Annotated in this window: 18 protein-coding genes and 2 tRNA genes; 15 read left to right on the top strand and 5 right to left on the bottom strand. The window is 66.2% G+C overall.

Going from position 1 to position 24,781, the window contains the following annotated elements:
* Positions 1-66 precede the first annotated feature (66 nt).
* The 3 genes from ABV518_RS21000 to ABV518_RS20990 all read left to right on the top strand — a co-directional run bounded on the left by ABV518_RS21000 (position 67) and on the right by ABV518_RS20990 (position 2,528).
* The gene (locus ABV518_RS21000) at positions 67-1,074 is read left to right on the top strand and encodes a hypothetical protein (protein WP_367771146.1); all 1,008 of its coding nucleotides are present in this window, start codon (positions 67-69) and stop codon (positions 1,072-1,074) included.
* A gap of 72 nt (positions 1,075-1,146) precedes the next feature.
* Positions 1,147-1,641, top strand: coding sequence for a ribose-5-phosphate isomerase (locus ABV518_RS20995; protein ID WP_367771143.1), 495 nt, complete (start codon positions 1,147-1,149; stop codon positions 1,639-1,641).
* Positions 1,641-2,528 carry an Fpg/Nei family DNA glycosylase gene (locus tag ABV518_RS20990; RefSeq protein WP_367771140.1) on the top strand — a complete coding sequence of 296 codons (888 nt, stop codon included), beginning with the start codon at positions 1,641-1,643 and terminating at the stop codon, positions 2,526-2,528. The genes ABV518_RS20995 and ABV518_RS20990 overlap by 1 nt, the downstream gene beginning before the upstream one ends.
* Positions 2,529-2,605: 77 nt before the next feature.
* Here the strand turns inward: ABV518_RS20990 and ABV518_RS20985 are convergent.
* Positions 2,606-2,679, bottom strand: a tRNA-Gly gene (locus ABV518_RS20985).
* A 148-nt stretch (positions 2,680-2,827) separates the two neighbouring features.
* On the opposite strand from ABV518_RS20985, the gene ABV518_RS20980 reads away from it, so the two are divergent.
* The 6 genes from ABV518_RS20980 to ABV518_RS20955 all read left to right on the top strand — a co-directional run bounded on the left by ABV518_RS20980 (position 2,828) and on the right by ABV518_RS20955 (position 8,045).
* A tRNA-Pro gene (locus ABV518_RS20980) sits at positions 2,828-2,902 on the top strand.
* Positions 2,903-2,985: 83 nt separating this feature from the next.
* Positions 2,986-4,383, top strand: coding sequence for a trigger factor (gene tig, locus ABV518_RS20975; RefSeq protein WP_367771137.1), 1,398 nt, complete (start codon positions 2,986-2,988; stop codon positions 4,381-4,383).
* Between the two features lie 219 nt (positions 4,384-4,602).
* Positions 4,603-5,223: an ATP-dependent Clp protease proteolytic subunit gene (locus ABV518_RS20970; protein ID WP_310164274.1), complete on the top strand. Its 621-nt coding sequence runs from the start codon at positions 4,603-4,605 to the stop codon at positions 5,221-5,223.
* Between the two features lie 35 nt (positions 5,224-5,258).
* The gene (locus ABV518_RS20965) at positions 5,259-5,918 is read left to right on the top strand and encodes an ATP-dependent Clp protease proteolytic subunit (protein ID WP_267275380.1); all 660 of its coding nucleotides are present in this window, start codon (positions 5,259-5,261) and stop codon (positions 5,916-5,918) included.
* A 180-nt stretch (positions 5,919-6,098) separates the two neighbouring features.
* Positions 6,099-7,379 carry an ATP-dependent Clp protease ATP-binding subunit ClpX gene (gene clpX / locus ABV518_RS20960; RefSeq protein ID WP_367771134.1) on the top strand — a complete coding sequence of 427 codons (1,281 nt, stop codon included), beginning with the start codon at positions 6,099-6,101 and terminating at the stop codon, positions 7,377-7,379.
* A gap of 51 nt (positions 7,380-7,430) precedes the next feature.
* Positions 7,431-8,045, top strand: coding sequence for a DsbA family protein (locus tag ABV518_RS20955; RefSeq protein WP_367771131.1), 615 nt, complete (start codon positions 7,431-7,433; stop codon positions 8,043-8,045).
* A 367-nt stretch (positions 8,046-8,412) separates the two neighbouring features.
* Here the strand turns inward: ABV518_RS20955 and valS are convergent, their stop codons facing one another.
* Positions 8,413-11,031, bottom strand: coding sequence for a valine--tRNA ligase (valS, locus tag ABV518_RS20950; protein WP_367771127.1), 2,619 nt, complete (start codon positions 11,029-11,031; stop codon positions 8,413-8,415).
* An 82-nt stretch (positions 11,032-11,113) separates the two neighbouring features.
* On the opposite strand from valS, the gene ABV518_RS20945 reads away from it, so the two are divergent.
* The gene (locus ABV518_RS20945; RefSeq protein ID WP_367771124.1) at positions 11,114-11,872 is read left to right on the top strand and encodes an SDR family oxidoreductase; all 759 of its coding nucleotides are present in this window, start codon (positions 11,114-11,116) and stop codon (positions 11,870-11,872) included.
* 25 nt (positions 11,873-11,897) lie between these two features.
* Here ABV518_RS20945 and ABV518_RS20940 read toward each other — a convergent pair whose 3' ends face one another.
* Both ABV518_RS20940 and ABV518_RS20935 read right to left on the bottom strand, forming a co-directional pair.
* A complete protein-coding gene (locus ABV518_RS20940) occupies positions 11,898-12,890 on the bottom strand; it encodes an endonuclease/exonuclease/phosphatase family protein (RefSeq protein WP_367771121.1) in 993 nt (330 codons plus the stop codon).
* A 65-nt stretch (positions 12,891-12,955) separates the two neighbouring features.
* Positions 12,956-14,011 (bottom strand): endonuclease/exonuclease/phosphatase family protein, encoded by a 1,056-nt coding sequence (locus ABV518_RS20935; RefSeq protein ID WP_367771118.1) that lies wholly within the window; start codon positions 14,009-14,011, stop codon positions 12,956-12,958.
* A gap of 395 nt (positions 14,012-14,406) precedes the next feature.
* Here ABV518_RS20935 and ileS point away from each other — a divergent pair, with 395 nt between their 5' ends.
* Genes ileS through ndk form a run of 4 tightly spaced genes read left to right on the top strand, consistent with a single transcriptional unit; the run spans position 14,407 to position 19,990 of the window.
* Positions 14,407-17,730 (top strand): isoleucine--tRNA ligase, encoded by a 3,324-nt coding sequence (ileS, locus tag ABV518_RS20930; RefSeq protein WP_367771115.1) that lies wholly within the window; start codon positions 14,407-14,409, stop codon positions 17,728-17,730.
* A 3-nt stretch (positions 17,731-17,733) separates the two neighbouring features.
* A complete protein-coding gene (locus ABV518_RS20925; RefSeq protein WP_367771112.1) occupies positions 17,734-19,092 on the top strand; it encodes a folylpolyglutamate synthase/dihydrofolate synthase family protein in 1,359 nt (452 codons plus the stop codon).
* A 3-nt stretch (positions 19,093-19,095) separates the two neighbouring features.
* Positions 19,096-19,533 carry a DUF4233 domain-containing protein gene (locus ABV518_RS20920; protein ID WP_367771109.1) on the top strand — a complete coding sequence of 146 codons (438 nt, stop codon included), beginning with the start codon at positions 19,096-19,098 and terminating at the stop codon, positions 19,531-19,533.
* A gap of 37 nt (positions 19,534-19,570) precedes the next feature.
* Complete coding sequence (gene ndk / locus ABV518_RS20915; RefSeq protein ID WP_131133190.1) at positions 19,571-19,990, top strand: nucleoside-diphosphate kinase; 420 nt, start codon at positions 19,571-19,573, stop codon at positions 19,988-19,990.
* A 96-nt stretch (positions 19,991-20,086) separates the two neighbouring features.
* On the opposite strand, the gene ABV518_RS20910 is transcribed toward ndk, so the two are convergent.
* A complete protein-coding gene (locus ABV518_RS20910) occupies positions 20,087-20,767 on the bottom strand; it encodes a vitamin K epoxide reductase family protein (protein WP_367771105.1) in 681 nt (226 codons plus the stop codon).
* A 464-nt stretch (positions 20,768-21,231) separates the two neighbouring features.
* On the opposite strand from ABV518_RS20910, the gene ABV518_RS20905 reads away from it, so the two are divergent.
* Positions 21,232-24,552: an Rne/Rng family ribonuclease gene (locus tag ABV518_RS20905; protein ID WP_367771102.1), complete on the top strand. Its 3,321-nt coding sequence runs from the start codon at positions 21,232-21,234 to the stop codon at positions 24,550-24,552.
* Positions 24,553-24,781 lie beyond the last annotated feature (229 nt).

The following is a 24,781-nucleotide window of genomic DNA, read 5'->3' as shown; positions in this document are numbered from 1 at the left end:
CACTTCTTGGGCTGTTGGCAAGTTGACGCAGATCACAACGTGGCACCGCGGGAGTAGCGTTAAGGCATGGGCAAGTTCAGGGATGCGGTGGACGCCAAAGCGCTTCGGTTCGCGGTGGGTTTTCCCGTGGTGCTCGCCGGGGCGTTTGTATTCTGCGCCCATCTGCTCAGGCCCAGCCTTCCGGAACCGCTGGCTGTGAGCTGGACGGACGACGGCGGCGCCTCCTTCGCCCCGTTTGCCGCCTACGCGTGGGGTGGGGCGCTTAGTATCGTGGCGGCCGGCTGGCTGGTCCTGTCGCAGGCCGTGCCGGTCTCCCGCCCCGTGGTGATGCGCAGGATCATGATGGGGGCCGGGCTGTTCCTGAGCCTCTTTGTCACCAGCGTCCTGGCCGCCGGGCTGGTAGGACAGTCCGGGCTGGCTGACGCGCGGGAGTCCCGCGTGGACCTGACAGTCCTTGCGCTCGGAAGCGGGGCGGCACTCTCGCTGGGCGTGATCATGGGCTTCGTTTTCAAGGCTGACCGGCGGTGGTCCCCGGATGACGACAGGGCCTTCGAGCTGGCCATCGCCAGGGAGCTGGACCCGGACCTGGCGCGCGACACGATCCGGCTCTGGGTCCATGCCCGCAGTTCGGTGTTCGTGATGATCACGGTGGCCGTGCTGTTTCCCGCGGCCCTGATCGTTATTGCCCTGCCGTGGCTGGGGGCGTTCCTGGCTGCCCTGGCCGTAGTGGCCGCGGCGTTCCTCTGCGCCAGGGTCAAGGCCGACCGCAGCGGCCTGCGCGTACTTGTGGCGGGGGTTCTGCCGGTAATGGACGTACCGGCAGCCGCTATCTCGGCGGCCAGCGCCTCGGACGTGAAGGCGGCTGACTATGGCGGGTGGGGCTACCGGAACCACAGCGGCACCGCAGCGATGCTGGTCAGCAGCGGCCCCGCCGTCGTCGTCCGGAAAACCGACGGCCACAGTCTCGCCGTAAGCGGCGGCAGCCCGGCGTCGGCCGCCCGCCTGGCCGAAGTCCTGACCCGGGTGGCAGCACGCGCGCACGGCGGCGCCTCAGGCGTGGAGCAGGACTCCTAGTATTCTTGTTCCTGTTGCCCTGACCCGGCCGGGCCAGCCCGCCGGCCCCCCCAAAACCGAACGGATACTGTCGTGACTTCTTCCCCTGCCTTCCCGCGGGTACACATCGCCACTGACCACGCAGGCATGGAACTCAGCGCCCACCTCGTCAGCCACCTCTCGGCCAAGGGCTACGACGTGGTGGACCACGGTCCCAAGGAGTACGACGCGCTGGACGACTACCCGTCCTTCTGCATCAACGCTGCGCTCGCCGTGGTGGCCGACCAGCAGGCGGGCATCCACGCCCTGGGCATCGTTCTGGGCGGGTCCGGCAACGGCGAGCAGATCGCCGCCAACAAGGTCAAGGGAGTCCGCGCGGCCCTCGCCTGGAACCATTCCACCGCAACCCTGGCCCGCGAGCACAATGACGCCAATGTGGTGGCCGTCGGCGGCCGCCAGCACACCGTCGAGGAAGCCACCGCCCTGATCGAAGCCTTCCTGGCGGAACCCTTCAGCAACGACGAACGGCATGTGCGCAGGATCGGCAAGATCGCCGCCTACGAAACCACCGGCGAGGTCATCGAGTAGTGCCCGAAGGCCACTCGGTACGCCGGCTGGCGCGCCAGTTCGACGACGTTTTCGGGGGTGAGACGCTGGCCGTGAGCAGCCCGCAGGGGCGGTTCGCGGCGGGTGCAGCCCTGCTGGACGGCCACACGATGATCGAATCGCAGGCCCACGGCAAACACCTTTTCCTGCATTTTGACCACGCGCTGGTCCTCCACGTCCACCTCGGACTCTACGGCGCCTGGGATTTCGGCGGCGACGCCGCGTTCCGGGGTGCGTCGAGCATCGGCGCCCCCCGGAAAGTCGGCGAGCGGGAAACGTTCGACGACGGCACCGCCGCTGCGTACGCCGGCCCGCCCGCGCCGGTCGGTGCTGTCCGGGTACGGCTCGTGGGCCGGCACGGCTGGGCGGACCTGCGCGGCGCCACCACCTGTGCTGCCATTACCGGGGCTGAAGCATCAGCTGTCCTGGCCAGGCTGGGACCGGATCCGCTGCGGAACCTGCCGCCGGACCGGGAACGCTTTGTGACGGGCGTCCGGTCGCGTAAGACGCCCATCGCGGCGCTGCTGATGGACCAGAAGGTGATTGCCGGCGTCGGAAACGTCTACCGCGCCGAAGTCCTCTTCCGCCAGCGGATCGCTCCGCTGCTGCCGGGAAGCTCCCTGCCCCGGGACGCGGCGGAACTGCTCTGGGACGACACTGCGGCCGTGATGGGCGACGGCGTCCGCGACGGCAGGATCATCACCACTCCGGCGTCGTATTGGGGAGAAGGCGCCGCCCTGCCGGCCGGGGACGAAGCGCGCTACGTCTACAAGCGCCAGGGGCTGCCGTGCAGGGTCTGCGCCGTTCCCGTCGGGTTGGCTGAGCTGGGCGGCCGGAAGCTGTACTGGTGCCCCGGCTGCCAGCAGTAAGCCGCCGCAACCGGCACAGAGCCGCAACGCGGACCAGAAAAAAGCAGGGCCCCTCGGTGAGGGGCCCTGCTTTTGCGTGGAGGGGACGACGGGAATCGAACCCGCGTAATCAGTTTGGAAGACTGAGGCTTTACCATTAAGCTACGTCCCCGGGAGAACAGCACGTCTAGCATTTACAATGTTAGCGGCCGGTCTTTCGGGCTGGCTGATCAAGCCGGATACAACTAAACCTAATTCATGCCCCACGTGTCAAATGTGCAAACACGGCCGGTATGAACGTAGACTTGCCTGTGCACTTACGGGGTGTAGCTCAGCTTGGCTAGAGCACCTGCTTTGGGAGCAGGAAGTCGCAGGTTCAAATCCTGTCACCCCGACTCTGCGGCCCGGACCGGACGGCCTGGACAGAACACAAGAATTTGCAGAAAACCCATCCCACAAACCCAGGAGTACTTAGACCGTGAAGAGCGCTGTCGAGAACCTCACCCCCACGCGGGTCAAGCTCAATGTTGAGGTCCCCTTTGAGGAATTGAAGCCCAGCATCGACGAGGCATACAAGACTGTTGCTTCGCAGATCCAGGTCCCTGGCTTCCGTAAGGGCAAAGTCCCGTCCAAGCTGATCGACCAGCGCGTTGGCCGCGGCTACGTCCTGGAGACTGCCATCAACGAAGGCCTCAACGGCTGGTACCAGGCCGCTGTGCAGGAATCGGGCATCCGCCCCCTGAGCCGCCCCGAGGTTGAGATCACCGAAGTTCCGGACCCCACCTCCACCGACGGGGAACTGAAGTTCCACGCCGAGGTTGACGTCCGCCCTGAGATCGAGCTGCCTGACTACGCCGGCATCAAGGTTGAGGTTGCCGCTGCGGAATCCTCCGATGAGGACGTCGACAAGGCCCTGGACGAACTCCGTGGCCGCTTCGGCACGCTGAAGTCCGTGGACCGCCCGGCTGCCGATGGCGACTTCCTGACCATCGACATCACCGCGACCGTTGACGGCGCCGAGGTGGACTCCGCTGCCGGACTGTCCTACCAGGTTGGCGCCGGAACCATGCTCGAAGGCCTGGACGAGGCAGTCACCGGCCTGAGCGCCGACGAGGACGCCATCTTCGACACCACACTGGTGGGCGGCGACCATGCCGGCGAAGCATCCCAGGTCAAGGTTGTCGTCAAGGCCGTCAAGGAGCGCGAGCTCCCCGAAGCCAACGACGACTTCGCCCAGCTGGCGTCGGAGTTCGACACCCTGGCTGAACTCCGCGAAGACCTGGCCAAGCAGGCTGCAGACTCCAAGGTTGTCGAGCAGGGCGTAGAGGCCCGCGACAAGGTCCTGGACAAGCTTGTGGAGCTCGTTGAGGTTCCGGTTCCGGACTCCGTGGTTGAAGAGCAGCTCGAAGCGCACTTCAAGGAGGGCAGCGGCCACGGTGAAGGCGAACACGACACCGAGGAGCACCGCGCCGAGGTCAAGGCCAACACGGCCCGCGCCTTCCAGAACGAGATCATCCTTGACGCCATCGCCGAAAAGGAAGAAGTCAACGTCAGCCAGAACGAGCTGATCGACTACATCGTCACCACCGCCAGCCAGTACGGCATGGACCCGAACCAGTTCGCCCAGATCATCGATCAGAGCGGCCAGGTCCCCATGATGGTTTCCGAGGTCCGCCGCCGCAAGGCACTGGCCGTTGTGCTGGGCCAGGCGACCGTCACCGACTCCGCCGGCAACAGTGTTGACCTGAGCGACTTCGTCCGCCCCGGCGGCGAAGAAGAGGCTCCGGCCGTTGAGGAAGAAGCAGCCGAAGCCGCTTCGGACGAAGCCGCGGCCGACGCCGCAGCGAACGACGATCCCGCTGCAGTGAAGTTCTAATACGGCATTAATTTCCACCGCCCGCCCCTGGACCCTACCGGTCCGGGGGCTGGGCGCTTTAACAGCCGGTTTCCGGCTCGTGCGCCGTCAGCGAACAGCGCGATTCGGGCGAACAAATCGGCCGTCAAAACGGTTAGTGTCCAAGTAGTGAAGTTCAGTGATGTCACCGTCACCAGCGAGAGGTAAGTACACATGTCACAGCACGCAGAGGCCCCACGGATGGCGACAGTCGATCCCGCAGCCCAGGACAACTACATCTACAACCGCCTCCTGAAAGAGCGGATCATCTGGCTGGGCTCCGAGGTGCGCGATGACAACGCCAACGCGATCTGCTCGCAGCTGCTGCTCCTGTCCGCCGAGAACCCGGAAAAGGACATCTACCTTTACATCAACTCTCCCGGCGGCTCCGTCACCGCCGGCATGGCCATCTACGACACCATGCAGTTCATCCCGAACGACGTTGTCACCGTGGCCACGGGCCTGGCAGCCTCCATGGGGCAGTTCCTGCTCTCCTCCGGCACCAAGGGCAAGCGGTACGCCACCCCGAACGCCCGCGTCCTGATGCACCAGCCCTCCGGCGGCATCGGCGGCACCGCCTCGGACATCAAGATCCAGGCCGAGCTGATCCTGCACATGAAGAAGGTCATGGCCGAGCTGACTGCCGAGCAGACCGGCCAGAGCGTTGAAACCATCCTCAAGGACAACGACCGCGACAAGTGGTTCACTGCCCCGGAAGCCCTCGAGTACGGCTTCTTTGACAAGATCGCGGCCCACGCCGGGTCCGTGTCCGGTGGCGGCGGAACCGCCAACGGCACGTCCGGCGAGTCGGCTTCAGCGTAACCGGCACTTAGAACACCCAGATCAGGAGCAATAAAATGACCTACAACTTCGGATCGACTGCCGGTAACCTTCCGACCAGCCGCTACGTCCTGCCCCAGTTCGAGGAACGCACACCCTATGGCTTCAAGCGCCAGGACCCCTACACCAAGCTGTTCGAGGACCGCATCATCTTCCTCGGCGTGCAGGTGGATGACGCCTCTGCCGACGACGTCATGGCCCAGCTGCTGGTCCTGGAGTCAACGGACCCGGACCGCGACATCACGCTGTACATCAACTCCCCGGGCGGTTCCTTCACCGCCATGACGGCGATCTACGACACCATGCAGTACATCCGGCCTGAGATCCAGACCGTCTGCCTTGGACAGGCCGCCAGCGCTGCCGCGGTCCTGCTTGCAGCCGGCACGCCCGGCAAGCGGCTGGCACTGCCCAACGCCCGCGTCCTGATCCACCAGCCGGCACTGTCCGGCGGGCAGGGCGGCCAGGCGTCGGACCTCGAAATCCAGGCCGCTGAAGTCATGCGGATGCGCTCCTGGCTTGAGGACACGCTTGCCCACCACTCCGGCCGCACCTCGGAACAGGTCAACAACGACATCGAGCGCGACAAGATCCTCACCGCCGAGGAGGCCATGAATTACGGCCTCATCGACCAGGTCCTGGATTCGCGCAAGATCAAGCCACAGGCAATTACCAGGTAGTAGGGCTTATCGCCAGGCCGGTGCGGTCCAGTTCATTTGGGCCGCACCGGCCTTCGCTTTCCACCCTTGGGGCCGAATGTGACCTAGAGTGGATGTTGTCACGGCGGGCCCTCCCAGGCCGGTCCAGATTCCAGCAACGGTGCACAGCTGCCTGGCAGCAAGATACTAAGGGGTTCACATATGGCTCGGATTGGCGAGAGCACGGATCTGCTGAAGTGTTCTTTCTGCGGAAAGAGCCAGAAGCAGGTACGGAAGCTTATTGCCGGGCCCGGTGTCTACATCTGCGACGAATGCATTGAGCTCTGCAACGAGATCATTGAGGAAGAGCTCGCGGAAGTCGCCGATCTGGGAAGTTTTGAACTGCCCAAGCCCCGGGAAATCTTCGACTTCCTGCAGGAATACGTCATTGGCCAGGAGCCGGCTAAGCGCTCCCTCGCCGTCGCGGTCTATAACCACTACAAGCGGATCCAGGCAGGCCACGCCCCCAAGAGCGGCAGCCTTGCCGAGGGCGGCCACCACGACGACGTCGAAATCGCCAAGTCCAACATCCTCCTGATCGGCCCCACCGGCTGTGGCAAGACCTACCTCGCCCAGACGCTCGCCCGCCGCCTCAATGTCCCCTTCGCCGTCGCTGACGCCACCGCGCTGACCGAAGCCGGATACGTGGGTGAGGACGTGGAGAACATCCTCCTCAAGCTCATCCAGGCCGCGGACTACGACGTCAAGAAGGCCGAGCAGGGCATCATCTACATCGACGAGATCGACAAGATCTCCCGGAAGAGCGAGAACCCTTCCATCACCCGGGACGTGTCCGGCGAGGGCGTCCAGCAGGCACTCCTGAAGATCCTCGAAGGAACGGTCGCCTCCGTACCGCCCCAGGGCGGCCGCAAGCACCCGCACCAGGAATTCATCCAGATCGACACCACCAACGTGCTCTTCATCGTGGCCGGCGCCTTCGCCGGGCTGGAAGAAATCATCGGTTCCCGCTCCGGCCGCAAGGGCATCGGCTTCGGGGCCCCGCTCAACGACGCCAGCAACAAGGTCGACTCCTACGGCGAAGTGATGCCCGAGGACCTCCTGAAATTCGGTCTCATCCCGGAATTCATCGGGCGGCTCCCGGTGATCACCACGGTGTCCAGCCTGGACCGTGACGCCCTGATCCAGATCCTCTCCACGCCCAAGAACGCGCTGGTCAAGCAGTACCAGAAAATGTTCCAGATCGACGGCGTGGAACTGGTCTTCGACCAGGAAGCCCTCAATGCCATCGCGGAACAGGCCCTTGAAAGGGGCACCGGCGCACGCGGCCTGCGCGCCATCATGGAGGAAGTGCTGCTCCCGGTCATGTTCGACCTCCCCAGCCGCGAGGACATCGCCAGCGTGGTGATCACGGCCGACGTCGTGCTCAGCAAGGCCGAACCGACCATGATTCCGCACGTGACCAAACGGCGTAAATCAGCCTGACAATACTGGCCGCCCACTCCGAAAACGTTGAACAACCCAGAGGACTTCCGCATGACTGAAACCACCACCAACCAGGCCGACTTCTGGTTCGATCCGCTGTGCCCGTTCGCGTGGATCACGTCACGCTGGATCGGCGAGGTGGAGGCCGTCCGCGACATCAAGACGGTCTGGCACGTGATGAGCCTTGCGGTCCTGAACGAGGGCCGCGACCTGGAACCGGCCTACCGGAAATCCATGGACAAGGCCTGGGGCCCTGTACGAGTCATCATCGCGGCCAAGGAACAGCACGGCGACCACGTCATCAAGCCGCTGTACGACGCCATGGGAACCCAGATCCACGACGGCGGGCAGAAGGACTTCGGCATCGTCATCAGCAAGGCCCTGGCCGAATGCGGCCTCCCGGCCGGACTGGCAGACGCCGCCGCCTCGGATGAGTTTGATCCCCAGCTGCGCGCCAGCCATGAGGAGGGCATCTCGCTGGTGGGCCAGGACGTCGGCACCCCCGTGGTGGCGTTCAACGGGACGGCCTTTTTCGGCCCCGTGCTGACCCGGATCCCGCGGGACGAGCAGGCCGGTCAGCTGTGGGACGCCACCGTGGCGCTGGCTTCCTATCCACATTTCTTCGAGATCAAGCGGAGCCGGACCGAGCGTCCCCAGTTCGACTGAAGCCCGCCTCCCGGAAGCAGGAAAAGAGCCCCGGAAGAACTACTCTGATGTAGTTCTTCCGGGGCTCTTGCGCATCCCCACCTACGGGACCAGAATGGTTTTTACCCACTTCGAAAGAAGTGAGACGCAGGAACCAAAGATTCAGTGATATGTATCTGACGCAGCCATCGGCAAAGCCGGATACAAGCTACCAGTGACGAGGTAGGAAGACCTGAAGATCAGCGGATCCTGCCAGACCATCAAAGACGTCACCAGATGGCCGAAAAGTCGAAGCCCCACCAACGGCAAAACGCTGATGGGGCTTCCCCTTTGCCCAAAAACCGGCCGGCCCGGAAGCGGACCCGCCCGGAAGCGGGCCCGGATCCGGTCAGGCCTGCGCGGGCTCCTCAGGAGCCGCGAGGACGACGTCACTCACGGTCAGTTCGCCTTCCCCGGCCACCAGCGTCAGTTCGCGGGCGTTCGATGCTGCCTTGAGGTCCCCGAGCCCCGCCTTCAGCTGGGTGGTCAGAGACTCCGATGCCGTGATGGTGGCGGACAGCACCTCGGTGCGCTGCTTCACCTTGGCCTCGGACTTTGCCTTGCGGACGCCGCTCAGGGCAGTGCCCACGGTGGCGAGCAGCGTGGTGTCGCCGTCGACCTCTACGGCAGTGGGCCATTGTGCACGGTGCACCGACCCGTTGCGCCACCAGCCCCAGACCTCTTCGGTGGCGAAGGGCAGGAACGGGGCAAACAGCCGAAGCAGGGTGTCCAGGCTGGTGGCGAGGGCGGCAAGCACTGAAGCCTGCTCCTGCTCGCCGGCCGCACCGTAGGCGCGGTCCTTGATCAGCTCCACATAGTCGTCGGTGAACTGCCAGAAGAAGCTCTCCGTGATCTGCAGGGCACGGGCGTAGTCGTAATTCTCGAACGCCTTGGTGGACTGGCGCACCACGTCGGCCAGCTGTGCCAGCACCGCGCGGTCCAAGGGGTTGGTCAACACGGAGAGGTCGCCGGACACCACCGAGTTCTCGGTCGCGCCCAGGTTCAGGACGAACTTGGAGGCGTTGAGCAGCTTGATTGCCAGGCGGCGGCCGATCTTCATCTGCGCGATCTCATAGGCCGTGTCCGCGCCGAGCTTGGCGGACGTGGCCCAGTAGCGGACGGCATCCGAGCCGAATTCGTCCAGCACGTCGGTGGGAACCACCACGTTGCCCTTGGACTTGGACATCTTCTTCCGGTCCGGGTCCAGGATCCAGCCGGAGATGGCCGCGTGCTTCCACGGGGCCGCGTGCTGCAGCGCATCGGCCTGCACTACCGAGGAGAACAGCCAGGTCCGGATGATGTCGTGGCCCTGGGGGCGCAGGTCGAACGGGAACACCTTGCCGAAGAGGTCCTCGTCCCGGCTCCAGCCGCCCACAATCTGGGGGGTCAGGGACGACGTGGCCCAGGTGTCCAGGATGTCGGCGTCGCCGGTGAAGCCGCCCGGCACGTCGCGCTGGGCTTCCTCGTAGCCGGGGGCGGCGTCTGCGGCGGGGTCAACCGGAAGCTGCTCATCCGAAGGCACGATCGGGGCGTCGTAGTCGGGGTTGCCATCGGCGTCCAGGGGGTACCAGACGGGGATGGGCACGCCGAAGAAGCGCTGGCGCGAGACGAGCCAGTCGCCGTTCAGGCCCGAGATCCAGTTCTCGAAGCGGGAGCGCATAAACGCAGGGTGGAAGTCGATCTCGTGGCCGCGCGCGATCAGGCGTTCACGGCGGTCTTCGTCGCGGCCGCCGTTGCGGTAGTACCACTGCCGGGACGTGACAACCTCGAGCGGCTTGTCGCCTTTTTCGTAGAAGTTCACGGGGTGCATGATCTTCTTCGGCTCGCCGTCGATCAGGTCATCGGCGGCGAGGAGTTCCACCACTGCTTCCTTGGCGCTGAAGACGGTCTTGCCGGCGATGGCTTCGAAGGCGGCACGGCCGGCGTCGGTGGTGATCCAGTCCGGGGTGTCGCCGATGATCCGTCCGTCCCGGCCCACGATGGCACGGGTGGGCAGCTGGAGTTCGCGCCACCAGGTGACGTCGGTGAGGTCACCGAAGGTGCACACCATGGCAACGCCGGAACCCTTGTCCGCCTTGGCCAGCGGGTGGGCCTTGACCTCAACCTCAACGCCGAAGACCGGGGACGTGACCTTCTTGCCGAACAGCGGCTGGTACCGCTCGTCGTCGGGGTTTGCCACCAGGGCGGCGCAGGCTGCCAGCAGTTCGGGACGGGTGGTCTCGATGTAGATCTTTTCGCCGTCTTCGGTGAAGAACGGGTAGCGGTAGTAGGCACCGGCCACTTCGCGGTCTTCCAGTTCCGCCTGGGCCACCGCCGTCCGGAAGGTGACGTCCCACAGGGTGGGGGCTTCGGCCATGTAGGCGTCGCCCGCTGCCAGGTTGGCCAGGAAGGCGCGCTGGGAGACTTCGCGGGAGGCGTCGTCGATGGTCCGGTACGTCAGCTGCCAGTCCACGGAAAGTCCGAGCTGCTGGAACAGGCTTTCGAAGACCTTCTCGTCCTCCACGGCCAGTTCTTCACACAGCTCGATGAAGTTCCGGCGCGAGACGACGTCGAAATCGCGCTGGTTCTTGGCGGGCTGGGCGGGCGGGCGGTAGCCGGCGTCGTACGGGATGGCCGGGTCGCAGCGGACGCCGTAGAAGTTCTGCACGCGGCGCTCGGTGGGCAGCCCGTTGTCGTCCCAGCCCATGGGGTAGAACACGTTTTTGCCGATCATGCGCTGATAGCGGGCCAGCACGTCCGTCTGCGTGAAGGAGAACATGTGTCCCACGTGCAGCGAGCCCGACGCGGTGGGCGGGGGAGTGTCGATCGAGTAGACCTGCTCCCGGGAGGTGTCCGGGTTGAACTTGTAGGTCCCTTCGGCAAGCCAGCGCTGCGTGAGGGCAGCTTCGAGCCCTTCGAGGGCGGGCTTGTCCGGAACGTTGATAGGGGCGGTGGAGGGCGTGTCTGTACCCTGAGTGTCTTCAGCCATCTGCCAATTGTTTCATGGCCGCCACTTCATCCGGCGACATCGCTCCACGCATGCCTCCGGCCAGGCCCGTTAGGGTGGTGCCATGACTGAAGATTCGCGCACCAAGGCAGCAGTAGTAACAGGGGCCAGCACCGGGATCGGGGAAGCAACCGTCCGCGCCCTGACAGCGGAAGGGTGGACGGTTTTCGCCGTGGCGCGCCGCGCCGAACGCCTCGCCGCCCTGGAAGCGGAGACCGGCGCCGTCGGGATCCCCGCTGACATCACCGAGGACGACGACGTTGCCCGGCTCCTTGCCCGCGTCACCGAAGCCGGGGGTGTGGACACGCTGGTCAACATCGCCGGCGGCGCCCGGGGTGCCGACCTCGTGGGCACTGCCAACACCGAGGACTGGGACTGGATGTACCGCGTGAATGTCCTCGGCACCCTGAACCTCACCCGTGCCTTCCTGCCCATGCTCCGGGCCACCGGTGAAGGCACCGTCCTGAACCTGACGTCCACGGCCGGGCTCGTGGCCTACGAAGGCGGCGCCGGCTACAACGCCGCCAAGTTCGCGCAGCATGCCATGACCGGGGCGCTCCGGCTTGAAGAGGCCGAACACAATGTCCGCGTCATCGAAGTGGCCCCCGGACTGGTCCGCACCCAGGAGTTCGCCCTGAACCGGCTCGGCGACCCCGAGGCGGCCAGCAAGGTGTACCAGGGTGTGGAAAAGCCGCTGACCGCGGCTGACGTGGCGGACGTGGTGCGGTATGCCGTCAGCGCCCCGCACCATGTCAACCTGGACCAGATCGTCATCCGCCCGGTGGCGCAGGCCGCCACTCACAAACTGATCCGGAAAAACTGAACCGGGAAGAAAAAGACGCAGCCAGTCAGCCGGCCGGGACGGACAACGTGGCAAGCACAGCCGCGTGGTCCGTTCCCGGCACCGCGTGGACCTCGTAGCCGGAGCTGCCAACCTGCGGGCTGGTCACCAGATGGTCGATGGTGATCCCGGGCAACTGCGGTCCTTCCATGGGCCAGGTGGGCACCAGCCGTGAACCGGAGGCGGCCCCCACATCCACCAGTCCCGGCCCGGTGCCCAGGAGCTCCCGGAACTCGGCGTGGTCATACGTGGCGTTAAAATCCCCAATCAGCAGCCGGTTGCCGGGACGTTCTGCGACCCTGGCCAATGCCTCCAGGTCACTGCGCCACTGGTCCACCCTGGCGTCCAACGGCGGGAGTGCGTGGACGTTGGTCACTTCCAGCACAGCGGTTGAACCGTTGGCCGCCGCGGTCAGCCGGACGGTGGGGATCCTGAACGGGGTGTCCGGGACAAGGCCTACCGGCTCCAGCGGAAAGCGGGAGTACACGGCGTAGCCCCCGGCGTCGTCCGTGGGGTCGCTGTCCCGTATCGGCAGCAATCTGTCCAGGCCCTCCGCGGACAGCCGGTCTTGGAGCGCTTGCGAGTGCTCCTGGATGGTGAGCAACCCGATGCCGTTCTCCCTGACCAGCTGCACGATCCGGGCTGCATCCGCCTGGCCAAACTCTGAATTGATGTTCATGGCCTTGAGCTCCACAGTGGCTGCCGGGCCCGATGCTGTGGCGGGCTTGGCAATATCAAAGGGAAAGAGCCAGAACACCTGGCACAGCAGCAGGGCTGCCGTGGACACCTGCAGCCACCGGCTCCGGCCCAGCAGTGCCAGCACCATTGCCACCGCGGCGGGCACGGCCAGCCACGGCGTGAAGGAGAGCAGCTGGACGGCCAGGACCGGCCATTCCGCAGGAACGGCCCGGAGCGCCGACAGGGCCAGCACCGGCGTGGCTACCAGGAGCGCCAGCCAGCGGCCAGCCGCTGCCAGGTATTTGTGGCCGGAAGCAGTCATGGCCCTGAGTCTAGGCAACTGTCCCGGTAAAGGGCGAGGCCATGACGGTTCCCGGGGTTTGTGCCCTATCCGTCAAGGGACAGTTCCGCCACGACGCCAGTGTGGTCGGTGCCGTGAACAGTGAAAGTGGCGAAGGCCAGGATGCCGATGCCCGGGGTGACCAGCACATGGTCAAGTGCCACAAACGGCGGAACCTGGGAGTTGGCCGGCCAGGTGGGCGCCAGGCCCTTACCCGCAGCCTGGGCGGCGTCGGTGAGGCCGGTGGCCAGGAGGTCGCGGAACTCGCGGTGGTCCTGGCTGGCGTTGAAATCGCCCAGCAGGAGCGCTGAAGGCGGGCCCGGCAGTGCAGGCCGAAGGCCACCCAGCTGGCGCAACTCCTGTCGCCAGTACGGTGTGTGCCCTGGCCGGGGGGAGTCAATGTGCACCGCGGTCAGGTAGATGCCCCCGGGGACGCCCGGAATGGCCGCCACCGCCCTGCTCTGGTAAAAGGTGCTTCCAGGCACGCGTTCCAAGGTGTCCAGCGGGAAGCGCGAGAAGATCCCGCTTCCCGTGCCGGCCCAGTCAACGTCAAGGACGCTGTGGGGAAAGTCGGACGCCACCCCGGCCCCCTCCAGCGCCTCAAGGGTCGGGGGCGTCAGTTCCGGCAGGGCCAGGATGTCCACCCGCCTCGCGCGCACCTCGGCCAGCAAAGCCTCCACATCAACGCCGGGGGGTCCCACGTTGAGGGCCATGACCGTCACTGTACGGCCCGGGACGGAACGGCCGGGCGACGACGGCGCGGCCTGCGGGGCCACCACCGCTCCTCCCTGGGGCAGGACGCGGGGTAGGACCATGGCAAGCTGCAGCAGCATCACGCCCGTTACCGTTGCGGCAACGACTGTCCGCCTGGGCCGGGAATCCAGGCAGAGAGCCAGGATAGCGAGCGCAGCAGCCGCCGTTGTGACCACCACACTGGCAGGAAACAGGGACAGGAGCTGGATCCACGGAGTGCCAATGTCCCATGGGATAAGGCGGAGCACCGCCAGTCCGGCTCCCGGCAGGCACAAAAGCGCCGCGGCGGCCAGGCACCACGCCGCGCCCAGGCGCCGCCTGCCCTGCCCGTGTGAGCCATCCTCTTGCATACCCCCATTATTGGCGGCAGGCACGGGACTTCCAACGGACCCGGGCCTGAAAGCGGCTCGCGCCGGGGAATGGCGGTAGGCGGCCCGGCGATAGTAGACTCGAACATGGCTACGACCCGGCAATCACCGGTGAGCTTCCGGAAGAACGCACGCATTCGCCAGGCCCCTGGCGGCCAGTGTCAGTAGAGCCGGACGGGTAAGCCCGTCACAGCAGTAATGAGCGGCCGGTGCAACAGCACGATCCTCCTCGGAGAGAGCGTGGTGCGGTGCCGGTAAGTGAGGTGGTACCGCGGTAAGCGTGCAGTCCCGGACTGCGCAAGAGCCGTCCTCGCATCCTGAACGGAACCGGCCAGCAACTGCTGGACGGTTCACCAGCTCAACCCAGGATGTCGAGAATGACGTATTACCCCAAAGCCTCAGCCTCCCCTTCGGCCGCACCGGGCTCCGGTGTTTCCGCTTCCGTGAAGTTCCCGGAAATCGAAGAACGCATCCTGAAGTACTGGGACCAGGACGGCACGTTCCAGGCCAGCATCGACCAGCGCAGCGCCGACGCCCCCGGAGGGCAGCCCGGCAGTAACGAGTTCGTGTTCTACGACGGCCCGCCGTTCGCCAACGGGCTGCCGCATTACGGCCACCTTCTGACCGGTTACGCCAAGGACCTGGTGGGTCGCTACCAGACCCAGCGCGGCCGCCGCGTGGAACGCCGCTTCGGCTGGGACACCCACGGCCTGCCGGCCGAGCTGGAAGCCATGAAGCAGCTGGGCATGACGGACAAAACCCAGATCGAAGCCATGGGCATCGACAAGTTCAACGATGCCTGCCGCGCCTCCGTCATGAAGTACGCGGATGAGTGGCAGAGCTACGTCACCCGCCAGGCCCGCTGGGTGGACTTCGATAACGACTACAAGACCCTCAACGTCGAGTACATGGAGTCGGTCCTGTGGGCGTTCAAGCAGCTGCACGAAAAGGGCCTGACTTACAACGGCTACCGCGTGCTGCCGTACTGCTGGAAAGACGAAACGCCGCTGTCCAACCATGAGCTGCGCATGGACGACGACGTCTACAAGAACCGCCAGGACCAGACCGTCACCGTGACGTTCCCCATCACGGCAGGGGAGTCCGGGCTGTCACGGCAGCTGGCCGGTGTGCAGGCGCTCGCCTGGACCACCACGCCCTGGACGCTGCCCACCAACTTGGCGCTCGCCGTCGGGCCTTCCATCACCTACGCCGTGCTGCCGGCCGGACCCAACGGCGTCAAGGCCGCCTCGCCGGACGCGCCCGTCACGGGAAGCTTCCTGCTGGCGGCTGACCTGCTGGCCACATACGCCAAGGATCTGGGCTACGAGGACATGGATTCCGCCGAGGCCGCCGTGACGTCCACCCACACCGGGGCCGAGCTGGAGGGCCTGCAGTACCAGCCGCTGTGGCACGACTTCAGCGACACCGAAAAGTTCGGCACCCAGAACGCCTGGCGCATCCTCGTGGCGGACTATGTCACCACCACCGACGGCACCGGCATCGTCCACCAGGCGCCCGCCTACGGTGAGGATGACCAGAAGGTCTGTGAAGAGGCCGGCATCCCCGTGGTGCTGTCCGTGGACGAGGGCGCCAAGTTCCTGCCCCTGTTCAAGCATGGGGACCTGCACGACATCGCCGGCCTGCAGGTCTTCGAAGCGAACAAGCCCATCACCCAGGTGCTCCGCGCCCAGGGCCGCCTGGTCCGCCAGGCCAGCTACGAGCACAGCTACCCGCACTGCTGGCGCTGCCGCAACCCGCTGATCTACCGCGCAGTGTCGTCCTGGTACGTGGAGGTCACCAAGTTCAAGGACCGGATGTCCGAACTGAACCAGGAGATCAACTGGATCCCGGGCAACGTCAAGGACGGCCAGTTCGGCAAATGGCTGGCCAACGCCCGCGATTGGTCCATCAGCCGCAACCGGTACTGGGGCAGCCCCATCCCCGTCTGGCAGTCCAGCGACCCCGAATTTCCGCGCACTGACGTCTACGGCTCCCTGGCCGAGATCGAGGCCGACTTCGGCCGCCTGCCGCTGAACAAGGCCGGCCAGGTTGACCTGCACCGCCCGTTCATCGACGAACTCACCCGCCCCAACCCGGACGACCCCCGGACCCCCGAAGAAGGCCAGTCCGTCATGCGCCGCGTCGAGGACGTCCTGGACGTCTGGTTCGACTCCGGCTCCATGCCTTACGGCCAGGTGCACTACCCGTTCCAGAACGAGGCGTGGTTCGACACGCACAACCCGGCGGACTTCATCGTGGAGTACATCGGGCAGACCCGCGGCTGGTTCTACATGCTGCACATCCTGTCCACGGCGCTGTTTGACCGCCCGGCCTTCCGCAACGTCATTAGCCACGGCATCGTGCTGGGCTCGGACGGGCAGAAGATGTCCAAGAGCCTGCGCAACTACCCGGACGTCTCCGAGGTCCTGGACCGCGACGGCTCCGACGCCATGCGCTGGTTCCTGATGTCCAGCCCCATCCTGCGCGGCGGCAACCTGGTGGTCACCGAACAGGGAATCCGCGACGGCGTCCGCCAGGTCATCCTTCCGCTGTGGAACGTGTACAGCTTTTTCACGCTGTACACGAACGCAGCCGGCGGCGGTAATGGCTATGACGCGAAACTCCGGTACGACGGGTACGCCGACACCCTGGACCAGTACCTGCTGGCCAACACCGGCGACCTGGTCCGCAACATGACAGCCCAGCTGGACAGCTACGACATCTCCGGTGCCTGCGACGAACTGCGCAGCTACCTGGACATGCTCACCAACTGGTACGTCCGCCGCAGCCGCCAGCGCTTCTTCGACGAGAACGCCGACGCCTTCGACGCGCTCTACACCGCGCTCGAGACCGTCTCCCGCGTGGCGGCGTCGCTGCTGCCGCTGGTGTCCGAGGAGATCTGGCGCGGCCTGACGGGCGGACGCTCCGTGCATCTGGCCGACTGGCCCGAGGCTGACCTGTTCCCGTCCAACTCGGAACTGGTGGAGGCGATGGACCGTGTGCAGCAGATCTGCTCAACTGGTTCCTCGCTGCGCAAGGCCGCCAACCTGCGCGTCCGCCTGCCGCTGCAGGAGCTGACTGTTGTGGCACCCGGTGCGGATGCGCTGGAAGGCTTCGCCGCCGTCGTCGCCGACGAACTGAACATCCGCTCGGTCCGCATGCTCGACGCCGAGAGCGCCTCCCCGGAGGAGTTCGGCATCGAGCAGAAGCTCGTGGTCAATGCACGGGCCGCGGGTCCCCGCCTGGGCAAGAACGTGCAGCAGGCCATCAAGGGCTCCAAGTCCGGCGACTGGTCGGTGTCCGACGCCGGTGTGGTCACCGCCGGCGGCCTGGAGCTGGAACCGCAGGAATACACCCTGGAAACCGTTGTGGCCGAAGCCGCGGAAGGCGCCGGTTCCCGTGCGGCCGCAGTGCTGCCGGGCGGCGGATTTGTGGTGCTCAACACCGAGGTCACCCCGGAGCTCGAAGCCGAAGGCGCCGCACGCGACATGGTCCGCGCGGTCCAGCAGGCGCGCAAGGACGCCGGGCTGAACGTGAGCGACCGGATCCGCAGCATCATCCGGGCCCCGAAGGATGTATTCGACGCCATCAGGGCCAACGAGGAGCTCTTGACGACCGAAACCCTGACCGTCGAACTCGATCTCGGGTCCTCCGGCGACGACACTGAGCTGCAAGTAACCGTTGAAAAAGTAGAGGCCTAGGACATGACCGACGAATTTTCCGTGGAAAGCGTCTACGCCGAGCTGCTGGGCCGGGCACCCGAGAACAAGATGGAGCCCCGGCTGGCGCCGCTGTTCCGGGCCATGGATGTGCTGGGGGAGCCGAACAAGGCGTTTCCGATCATCCATGTGACCGGCACCAACGGCAAGACGTCTACGGCCCGGATGATCGAGGCGGGGCTGCGCGCACATGGACTGAGCACCGGGCGCTACACCAGCCCGCACCTGTCCAAGGTCACCGAACGGATCAGCATCGACGGGGCGCCGGTGCCGGACGAGACCTTTGTCCGCATCTGGGATGAGATCCGCCCCTACCTGCAGATCGTCGACGACGAACTCACCGCTGCGGGGGAGCCGCGGCTCACGTACTTCGAGTGCCTCACGATCCTCGGCTTCGCGGTCTTCGCCGACCAGCCCGTCAACGTTGCTGTGATCGAGGTGGGCCTCGGCGGCATCACCGACGCCACGAACGTGGGCGACGGACAGGTCTCCGTGGTCACCCCCATCTCGCTGGACCACACGGACCTGCTGGGGGACACCACGGAGGACATCGCCCGCGAGAAGGCCGGCATCATCAAGCCCGGCGGATTCCTGGTCAGCGCGGCCCAGCCCGTGGACGCGGCCCAGGTCCTGCTGGAAAAGGCGCGGGAAGTGTCTGTCCCGTTCCGCTTCGAAGGCGTGGAGTTCGGCGTCGAATCCCGGACCGTGGCCGTTGGCGGCCAGATCGTCAGCATCCAGGGGCTCGCCGGCCGGTATCCGGAACTGATGGTGCCGTTGCACGGCGCCCACCAGGCCCAGAACGCCGCCGTCGCCGTTGCCGCGCTGGAGGCTTTCTTCGGCGGCGAAAAGGAGCTCGACGCCGAGGTGCTCCAGGAGGCCTTCGCGTCCGTCACCTCGCCCGGTCGGCTGGAAGTTGTCCGGACCGCGCCCACCATCATCGTCGACGCGGCCCACAACCCCGACGGCATCCGGGTCTCCGCCGAAGCCATCCAGGAGGCGTTCAGCTTCAGCAAGCTGGTGCCGGTGGTGGGTGTGCTGAAGGAGAAGGACGCGGAAGAGATCCTGCGCCAGCTCAAGGAATCCCTGGGCGACATTGCCCAGGAATACTGCTTCACGCAGTCCAACTCGCCGCGTGCGGTGCCCGCCGCCGAGCTCGCCGAACTGGCCGTTGAGATGGGCTTCGGGGAGGACAACATCCATATCGCGGAGAAGCTGGACGACGCCCTGGAATGGGCGGTGGAACGCGCCGAATCCAACGATGACCTCGCCGGCGGGGTCTTGGTAACCGGTTCCATCACGCTGGTGGCCGAAGCTCGGATCCTGCTCGGAAAGACGGGGGTGTAGGCCATGGCCAAACTGACCAAGGCGCAGCGGGAATGGCGCCCGGGAATGCCCAAAAAGCGGCGCTCCACCAAGGTGATGTTCGCCTACACCGTCCTCCTGCTTGAGGCGTTTGTGGTGTTTTTTGCCACGCTGGCGGTCTTCGGCCTGCGGCGCGGCGAGTTGCCGCCGGCGTTGATCCTCGGTGTCGGCATCGCGCTGAGTGTGGTGATGGTCCTCGCCTGCGCCGTGCTGTCCAAGCCGTGGGGCGTGGGGCTCGGCTGGATCCTGCAGATCGTGCTCATCCTGACCGGACTGGTGGAACCGATGATGTTCCTCGTGGGCGGGCTGTTCGGCCTCGCCTGGTGGTACGGCATCCGCACCGGCATCAGGATCGACTCCGAGGCCGCCCAGCGCGAACGCGAGCAGGCCGAGTGGAACGCCGCGCATCCGGAATCCTCGTAGAATTGTCCCGAAACCCCACCAACGCATTGGAGCAACTGTGAGCATTGAGCGCACCCTAGTTTTGATCAAGCCCGACGGCGTGGCCCGCAACCTCAGTGGCGCCATCCTGAGCCGCATCGAGTCCAAGGGCTACACCCTCGCCGAGCTGAAGAAGGTTGATGCCAGCCGCGAGCTCCTGGAGCAGCACTACGAGGAGCACGTTGGCAAGCCGTTCTACGAGCCCCTCGTGGAGTTTATGCTCAGCGGCCCTGTGGTGGCGGCGATCTTCGAAGGCCACCGCGTCATCGAAGGCTTCCGCTCCCTCGCCGGTACCACGGACCCCACGACGGCTGCCCCTGGCACCATCCGTGGCGACTTCGGCCGCGACTGGGGCCTGAAGGTCCAGCAGAACCTGGTCCACGGCTCGGATTCCGTGGACTCGGCTGAGCGCGAGATCAAGATCTGGTTCCAGGACTAGACCCGCCACCGCTTAAGGCGCGAACTGGCAGATAATGCCCTCAAATCTCTCGAATTTGAGGGCATTATCTGCCAGTTCGCGCTTTTTTGTGTCCGGTTAGAAGCCTGAGGTTCCCGCGAACACCTGGATGAAGGCGAAGAAGATCGTGGCGATGACTGCCACGTAAAGCAGCGCAGTGAGGATCCAGCCCGAGTCGCCCAGTACCCGGGCCGCCGCTGCCGGGAGGGGCAGGACGCCGTGGGTGACGTTTCTGACCGTCACCCAGACGAAGAGCGGGATCATGGCAGCCCACACGATCATGCAGAAGGGGCACAGGATGTGGATCTCGTACAGGGCCTGGGACCACAGCCACACCACAAAGGCGAAGCCCAGCGTCACGCCGGCCTGAAGTCCGGCCCAGTACCAGCGCGAGAACGCAGCGCCGGACAGCAGCCCCATACCCGTCGTGATGATTACCGCGAACGCCACGATTCCGATAAACATGTTGGGAAAGCCGAAGACTGAACTTTGCCAGGTCTGCATCACCTGCCCGCAGGAAATCCACGGGTTAACATCGCAGACGGTGGTGTGGTTCGGGTCCTTGAGGACTTCAAGCTTTTCCAGGACCAGGGTTCCGGACGCGAGCCAGCCGATGATGCCGGTAACAACCATCAGCCAGCCGAGTGGCCGGTTGCGCGTCATGGGGGGAACAGTCCCGTGGGGCTCCGTGGCCGCCGCTGTCCGGGCGGATGCCGGGCTGCCGGTTTCGGCGCCGCTGACGGGCGAGATGCTGGGCATGGTTTCAGGCGTCCTATCATCGGGTGCTCTTTGCCCCGATTGTAACGCCGCAGGCTGAATCCGGCGCCCAGCCAGGCCTCCACTGCGGGCCCGCAGCGATCACGTGCCTCTGCTTCCGCCGCCTTTTAGTCCGCATGTGAGAGAATGAGTTTGGCTGGAGGCCGACCCACATTCGGACTCCGGTCCGGTGGCTTTGTTCCCAAGACCGCCAATGATGAGCTGGCAGGCTTCGGATTCTCTGATCCGTCTTTCCCGCCATTCCATTGGTCGGCACCTGGTTGTGGCATGTAGAACAACGGGTTTCAGAACGCAGCCGCCGGCTCCCACGGGCTGCCGCACCCCACTGCCGGTGCGAACCTGGGAGTATCCACTTGACTTCTGTCAACGCCTGCGGGTTTTGACAAATATATGCCCCAATGGGTGCCGGATGTGGCGGTACGTCGGGGGCAGGAGTGTTGCCACATATGGAAAATGAACAAGTACTGGCCGTTAACAACGATGAAGCGGCAGCCGAGGCGCCCGACGCGCCCAAGAAGGCTACCAGGACCCGGCGGAAGGCCGCTCCGAAGCCGGAGACCGCAGGCGCTGAAGTGACTGCGGCCGACGCCGGCACCGCACCCGCAGCTGAAACGCCTGTTCCCGAGGCGGCAGCACCTGTCCGCCGTACCCGCGCCCGCAAGAAGGTCGACGACGCCGCCGAGCCGCTGCCGGCCTTTGCCGCGGACGGGACGGCCGGGGACGCCGGAGCCGGGGACAGTGCCGCGCCAATCGAGCCCGCTGCCCCCGCGAACGCCACCACTGGGGCCGAAGCCCCCGCCGAAGCGGAACCGGAGACCAAGCCGGTCCGCCGCCGCCGCGTCGCAACCCGCAAGACGTCGGCTCCCGACGTCGCCGCCGAGTCGGAGGCAGCGCCGGAGGCCGCCGCAGCTGTTGAGGCCGCGCCGGAAGCCCCCGCCGAGGAAACCCCGGCCCCCACACCTGCCGAAACCACAGTCCCGGACGCCGCAGCCGTCACCGAATCCGCAGACACGCCCGAGCCGGCACCGGTCGAAGCCGCACCCGCCAGCCCGTTCGGCTCACTTTTCCTGGAACCGGGATCGGCAACGTCCGTCCTGTTCCAGGCTCCGGACCTGACCACGGTCGTCCGCCCCGCCCCTGCACCCGCCGCCGCGGCTGAGGAGCCGGAAGAGGATGACGCCGAACTCGGCGACGAGGACGACGCCAACGGCCGCCGCAGGCGCCGCAGCCGTGGCCGCCGCGGGCGCAGCCGCACCGGCGACCGCGAACTTGACGGCGACAGCGAAGGCGCCGACACCGAAACTGACGACGCTGACGAGGAGTCAGCCGGAACGGCAGACGAAGGCGTCACCTCCCGCCGCCGCCGGCGGCGCCGCCGCGGTGACCAGGACCTGGAACTGACCGGAGGCGGGGACGACGATCCCCCCAACACCGTGACCCGGGTCCGGGCTCCCCGCGCCGTAACCGAAGCGCCGGTCAACAACCGCGTGACGTCCGTCAAGGGCTCCACCAGGCTCGAAGCCAAGAAGCAGCGCCGCCGCGAATCCCGCGACACCGGCCGCCGCCGCACGGTCATCACCGAGGCAGAGTTCCTGGCCCGCCGCGAATCCGTGGACCGCCAGATGATCGTCCGCCAGCGCGACGACAGAATCCAGATCGCCGTCCTCGAAGACGGCGTCCTGGCGGAACACTTTGTGTCCAAGACGCAGCAGGACTCCCTGATCGGCAACGTCTACCTCGGCAAGGTGCAGAATGTCCTGCCGTCCATGGAAGCGGCGTTCGTTGACATCGGACGCGGCCGCAACGCCGTCCTGTACGCCGGCGAGGTTAACTGGGAAGCCGTCAACCTCGAAGGCAAGCAGCGCCGCATCGAGAACGCCCTGAAGTCCGGCGATACCGTCCTGGTCCAGGTCACCAAGGATCCCGTGGGCCACAAGGGCGCACGCCTGACCAGCCAGATCTCCCTTCCCGGCCGCTACCTGGTCTACGTGCCCGGCGGCTCCATGACCGGCATCTCCCGGAAACTGCCCGACGTCGAACGCAACCGGCTCAAGCGCATCCTCAAGGACCGCCTGCCCGAGCACGCCGGCGTCATCGTCCGCACGGCTGCCGAAGGCGCCTCGGAAGAGGAGCTCACCCACGACATCAACCGGCTGCGGGCCCAGTGGGAAGGCATCGAAAGCCAGTCCACGTCCACCAAGATCCTGGCCCCGGAACTGCTGTACGGCGAACCGGACCTCACCATCAAGGTGGTCCGCGACGTCTTCAACGAGGACTTCTCCAAGCTGATCGTTTCCGGTGAAGAGGCCTGGGACACCATCGAGGCCTACGTCACGTACGTTGCCCCGGACCTGGTGGGCCGCCTGGAAAAGTGGACCAAGGACCAGGACATCTTCGCCGCCTGGCGGATCGACGAGCAGATCCACAAGGCGCTCGAACGCAAGGTCTTCCTGCCCTCCGGCGGTTCGCTGGTGATCGACCGCACCGAAGCCATGACCGTGGTGGACGTCAACACCGGCAAGTTCACCGGCAGCGGCGGCAACCTCGAGGAAACCGTCACCAAGAACAACCTGGAAGCGGCCGAAGAAGTTGTCCGGCAGCTCCGGCTCCGCGACATCGGCGGCATTATCGTCATCGACTTCATCGACATGGTCCTTGAATCCAACCGGGACCTTGTCCTGCGCCGTATGGTGGAATGCCTGGGCCGCGACCGGACCAAGCACCAGGTCGCCGAAGTGACTTCGCTGGGTCTGGTGCAGATGACGCGCAAGCGCATGGGCACCGGGCTCCTGGAGGTCTTCGGTGAGCAGTGCGAAACATGCGCCGGCCGCGGAGTGGTCACCCATGACGATCCTGTGGAGCACCGCCGCGCCAACACTGTCGCTGCCGAGCACCACGTGCAGCGTGCGGACAGCCACCGGACAGAAACCCCGCGCCCTGACCAGCGCCCGGACAGCCAGCGGGCCGACACCCAGCCCGGCGGCCGCAACGACCGCAAGCGTCGCCGTGGACGCGGTGGTGCCCCGCTGGAGACCGCGCCGTCCGCACCGGTCCAGATCCACACGGTCCACCCGGACCCGAGCGACGCCGAACGGCACGCCAAGGCTGAAGCCACCAGGGCGGCCCTCGCCAACATCGCCGCAGCAGCGCACGCAGCGCACCTGCACGACGACGAGGTAGCCCACGCCGCTTCAGCCGGAGCTGCGGCCCCCGCTGCGCCCGCAGCACGGACAACGCCGGAGCAGGCACCCGCAACCCCGGCCGCCGCGCAGCACGACGCTGACGCCTCCGGACGTCCTGCTGCCGTGCTCACCTTCGGCGGCGAGCAGGTGGCGCTGCCGTTCGTGGAGCACGCGGCGGACCAGCCGCAGCAACCTGCCCTGACGCTCGACCGGCTGGCGGAAGCATTTGCGCACCTCGGCGAACCCGCCGTCGCCGCGCCGGAACCCTCCCAGGCAGCGCCGCAGTCCGCCGCACCGGCCATCTCTGTTCCCCAGCCCGGTGCTGCGGCGGAGGAGAAGGACTACTCTGACCACACCGCGGAGCAGTCCCGGACCCGCAGGCCGCGCCGCAACCGCAGCGCCAGCCGGGCCCAGGGTGCGGCCAACGCCACCTCGGTGGAGCACCACGAGGCAACGCAGTCAGCGGCCGGAACCCACTCCCACGCTGCCAAGGCACCCGAGCCGGCCAAAACCGGCATGGGCGCGAAGGCGCCCGCCGAGGCGCCCATCATCCTCGGCGTAGGAGTTCCGGCCTCCGAGCTCTGATCCTCCGCAGGGACATCCGCCAGGATGCCCGGCCCCGCCCCGTCACAGGGGCGTGTCCGGGCATTCCGGCGTTAAGGGCTTCATCTGACGCGGCGGCCGGCGCGGAAACGCTGATATGTAGGTCCGGCTGTCAAGAGGCAGTGGTGAGCGGCTCCTGGCTTTTGGTCCAGGGGCCGCCTCACTCAGGTGGCCGGCCGGTCGGTGGTGAAGGTGTTGGCGAGTCGTTTTC

Origin of the sequence: Arthrobacter sp. HS15c (genome assembly GCF_040812005.1) — a bacterium.
Lineage (GTDB): Bacteria > Actinomycetota > Actinomycetes > Actinomycetales > Micrococcaceae > Arthrobacter.
This window is presented reverse-complemented; position numbering and strand designations above follow the sequence as displayed.

What these genes read in the sequence shown, in the direction of transcription:
- ABV518_RS20925 (WP_367771112.1), top strand. Translation starts at nt 17,734, where the DNA reads ATGACCGACGAATTTTCCGTGGAAAGCGTCTACGCCGAGCTGCTGGGC.
- ABV518_RS20935 (WP_367771118.1), bottom strand. Translation starts at nt 14,011, where the DNA reads ATGCAAGAGGATGGCTCACACGGGCAGGGCAGGCGGCGCCTGGGCGCG.
- ABV518_RS21000 (WP_367771146.1), top strand. Translation starts at nt 67, where the DNA reads ATGGGCAAGTTCAGGGATGCGGTGGACGCCAAAGCGCTTCGGTTCGCG.
- ABV518_RS20970 (WP_310164274.1), top strand. Translation starts at nt 4,603, where the DNA reads ATGGCGACAGTCGATCCCGCAGCCCAGGACAACTACATCTACAACCGC.
- ABV518_RS20910 (WP_367771105.1), bottom strand. Translation starts at nt 20,767, where the DNA reads ATGCCCAGCATCTCGCCCGTCAGCGGCGCCGAAACCGGCAGCCCGGCA.
- ABV518_RS20905 (WP_367771102.1), top strand. Translation starts at nt 21,232, where the DNA reads ATGGAAAATGAACAAGTACTGGCCGTTAACAACGATGAAGCGGCAGCC.
- ABV518_RS20920 (WP_367771109.1), top strand. Translation starts at nt 19,096, where the DNA reads ATGGCCAAACTGACCAAGGCGCAGCGGGAATGGCGCCCGGGAATGCCC.
- valS (WP_367771127.1), bottom strand. Translation starts at nt 11,031, where the DNA reads ATGGCTGAAGACACTCAGGGTACAGACACGCCCTCCACCGCCCCTATC.
- ABV518_RS20965 (WP_267275380.1), top strand. Translation starts at nt 5,259, where the DNA reads ATGACCTACAACTTCGGATCGACTGCCGGTAACCTTCCGACCAGCCGC.
- ileS (WP_367771115.1), top strand. Translation starts at nt 14,407, where the DNA reads ATGACGTATTACCCCAAAGCCTCAGCCTCCCCTTCGGCCGCACCGGGC.
- ABV518_RS20955 (WP_367771131.1), top strand. Translation starts at nt 7,431, where the DNA reads ATGACTGAAACCACCACCAACCAGGCCGACTTCTGGTTCGATCCGCTG.
- ABV518_RS20940 (WP_367771121.1), bottom strand. Translation starts at nt 12,890, where the DNA reads ATGACTGCTTCCGGCCACAAATACCTGGCAGCGGCTGGCCGCTGGCTG.
- clpX (WP_367771134.1), top strand. Translation starts at nt 6,099, where the DNA reads ATGGCTCGGATTGGCGAGAGCACGGATCTGCTGAAGTGTTCTTTCTGC.
- ABV518_RS20945 (WP_367771124.1), top strand. Translation starts at nt 11,114, where the DNA reads ATGACTGAAGATTCGCGCACCAAGGCAGCAGTAGTAACAGGGGCCAGC.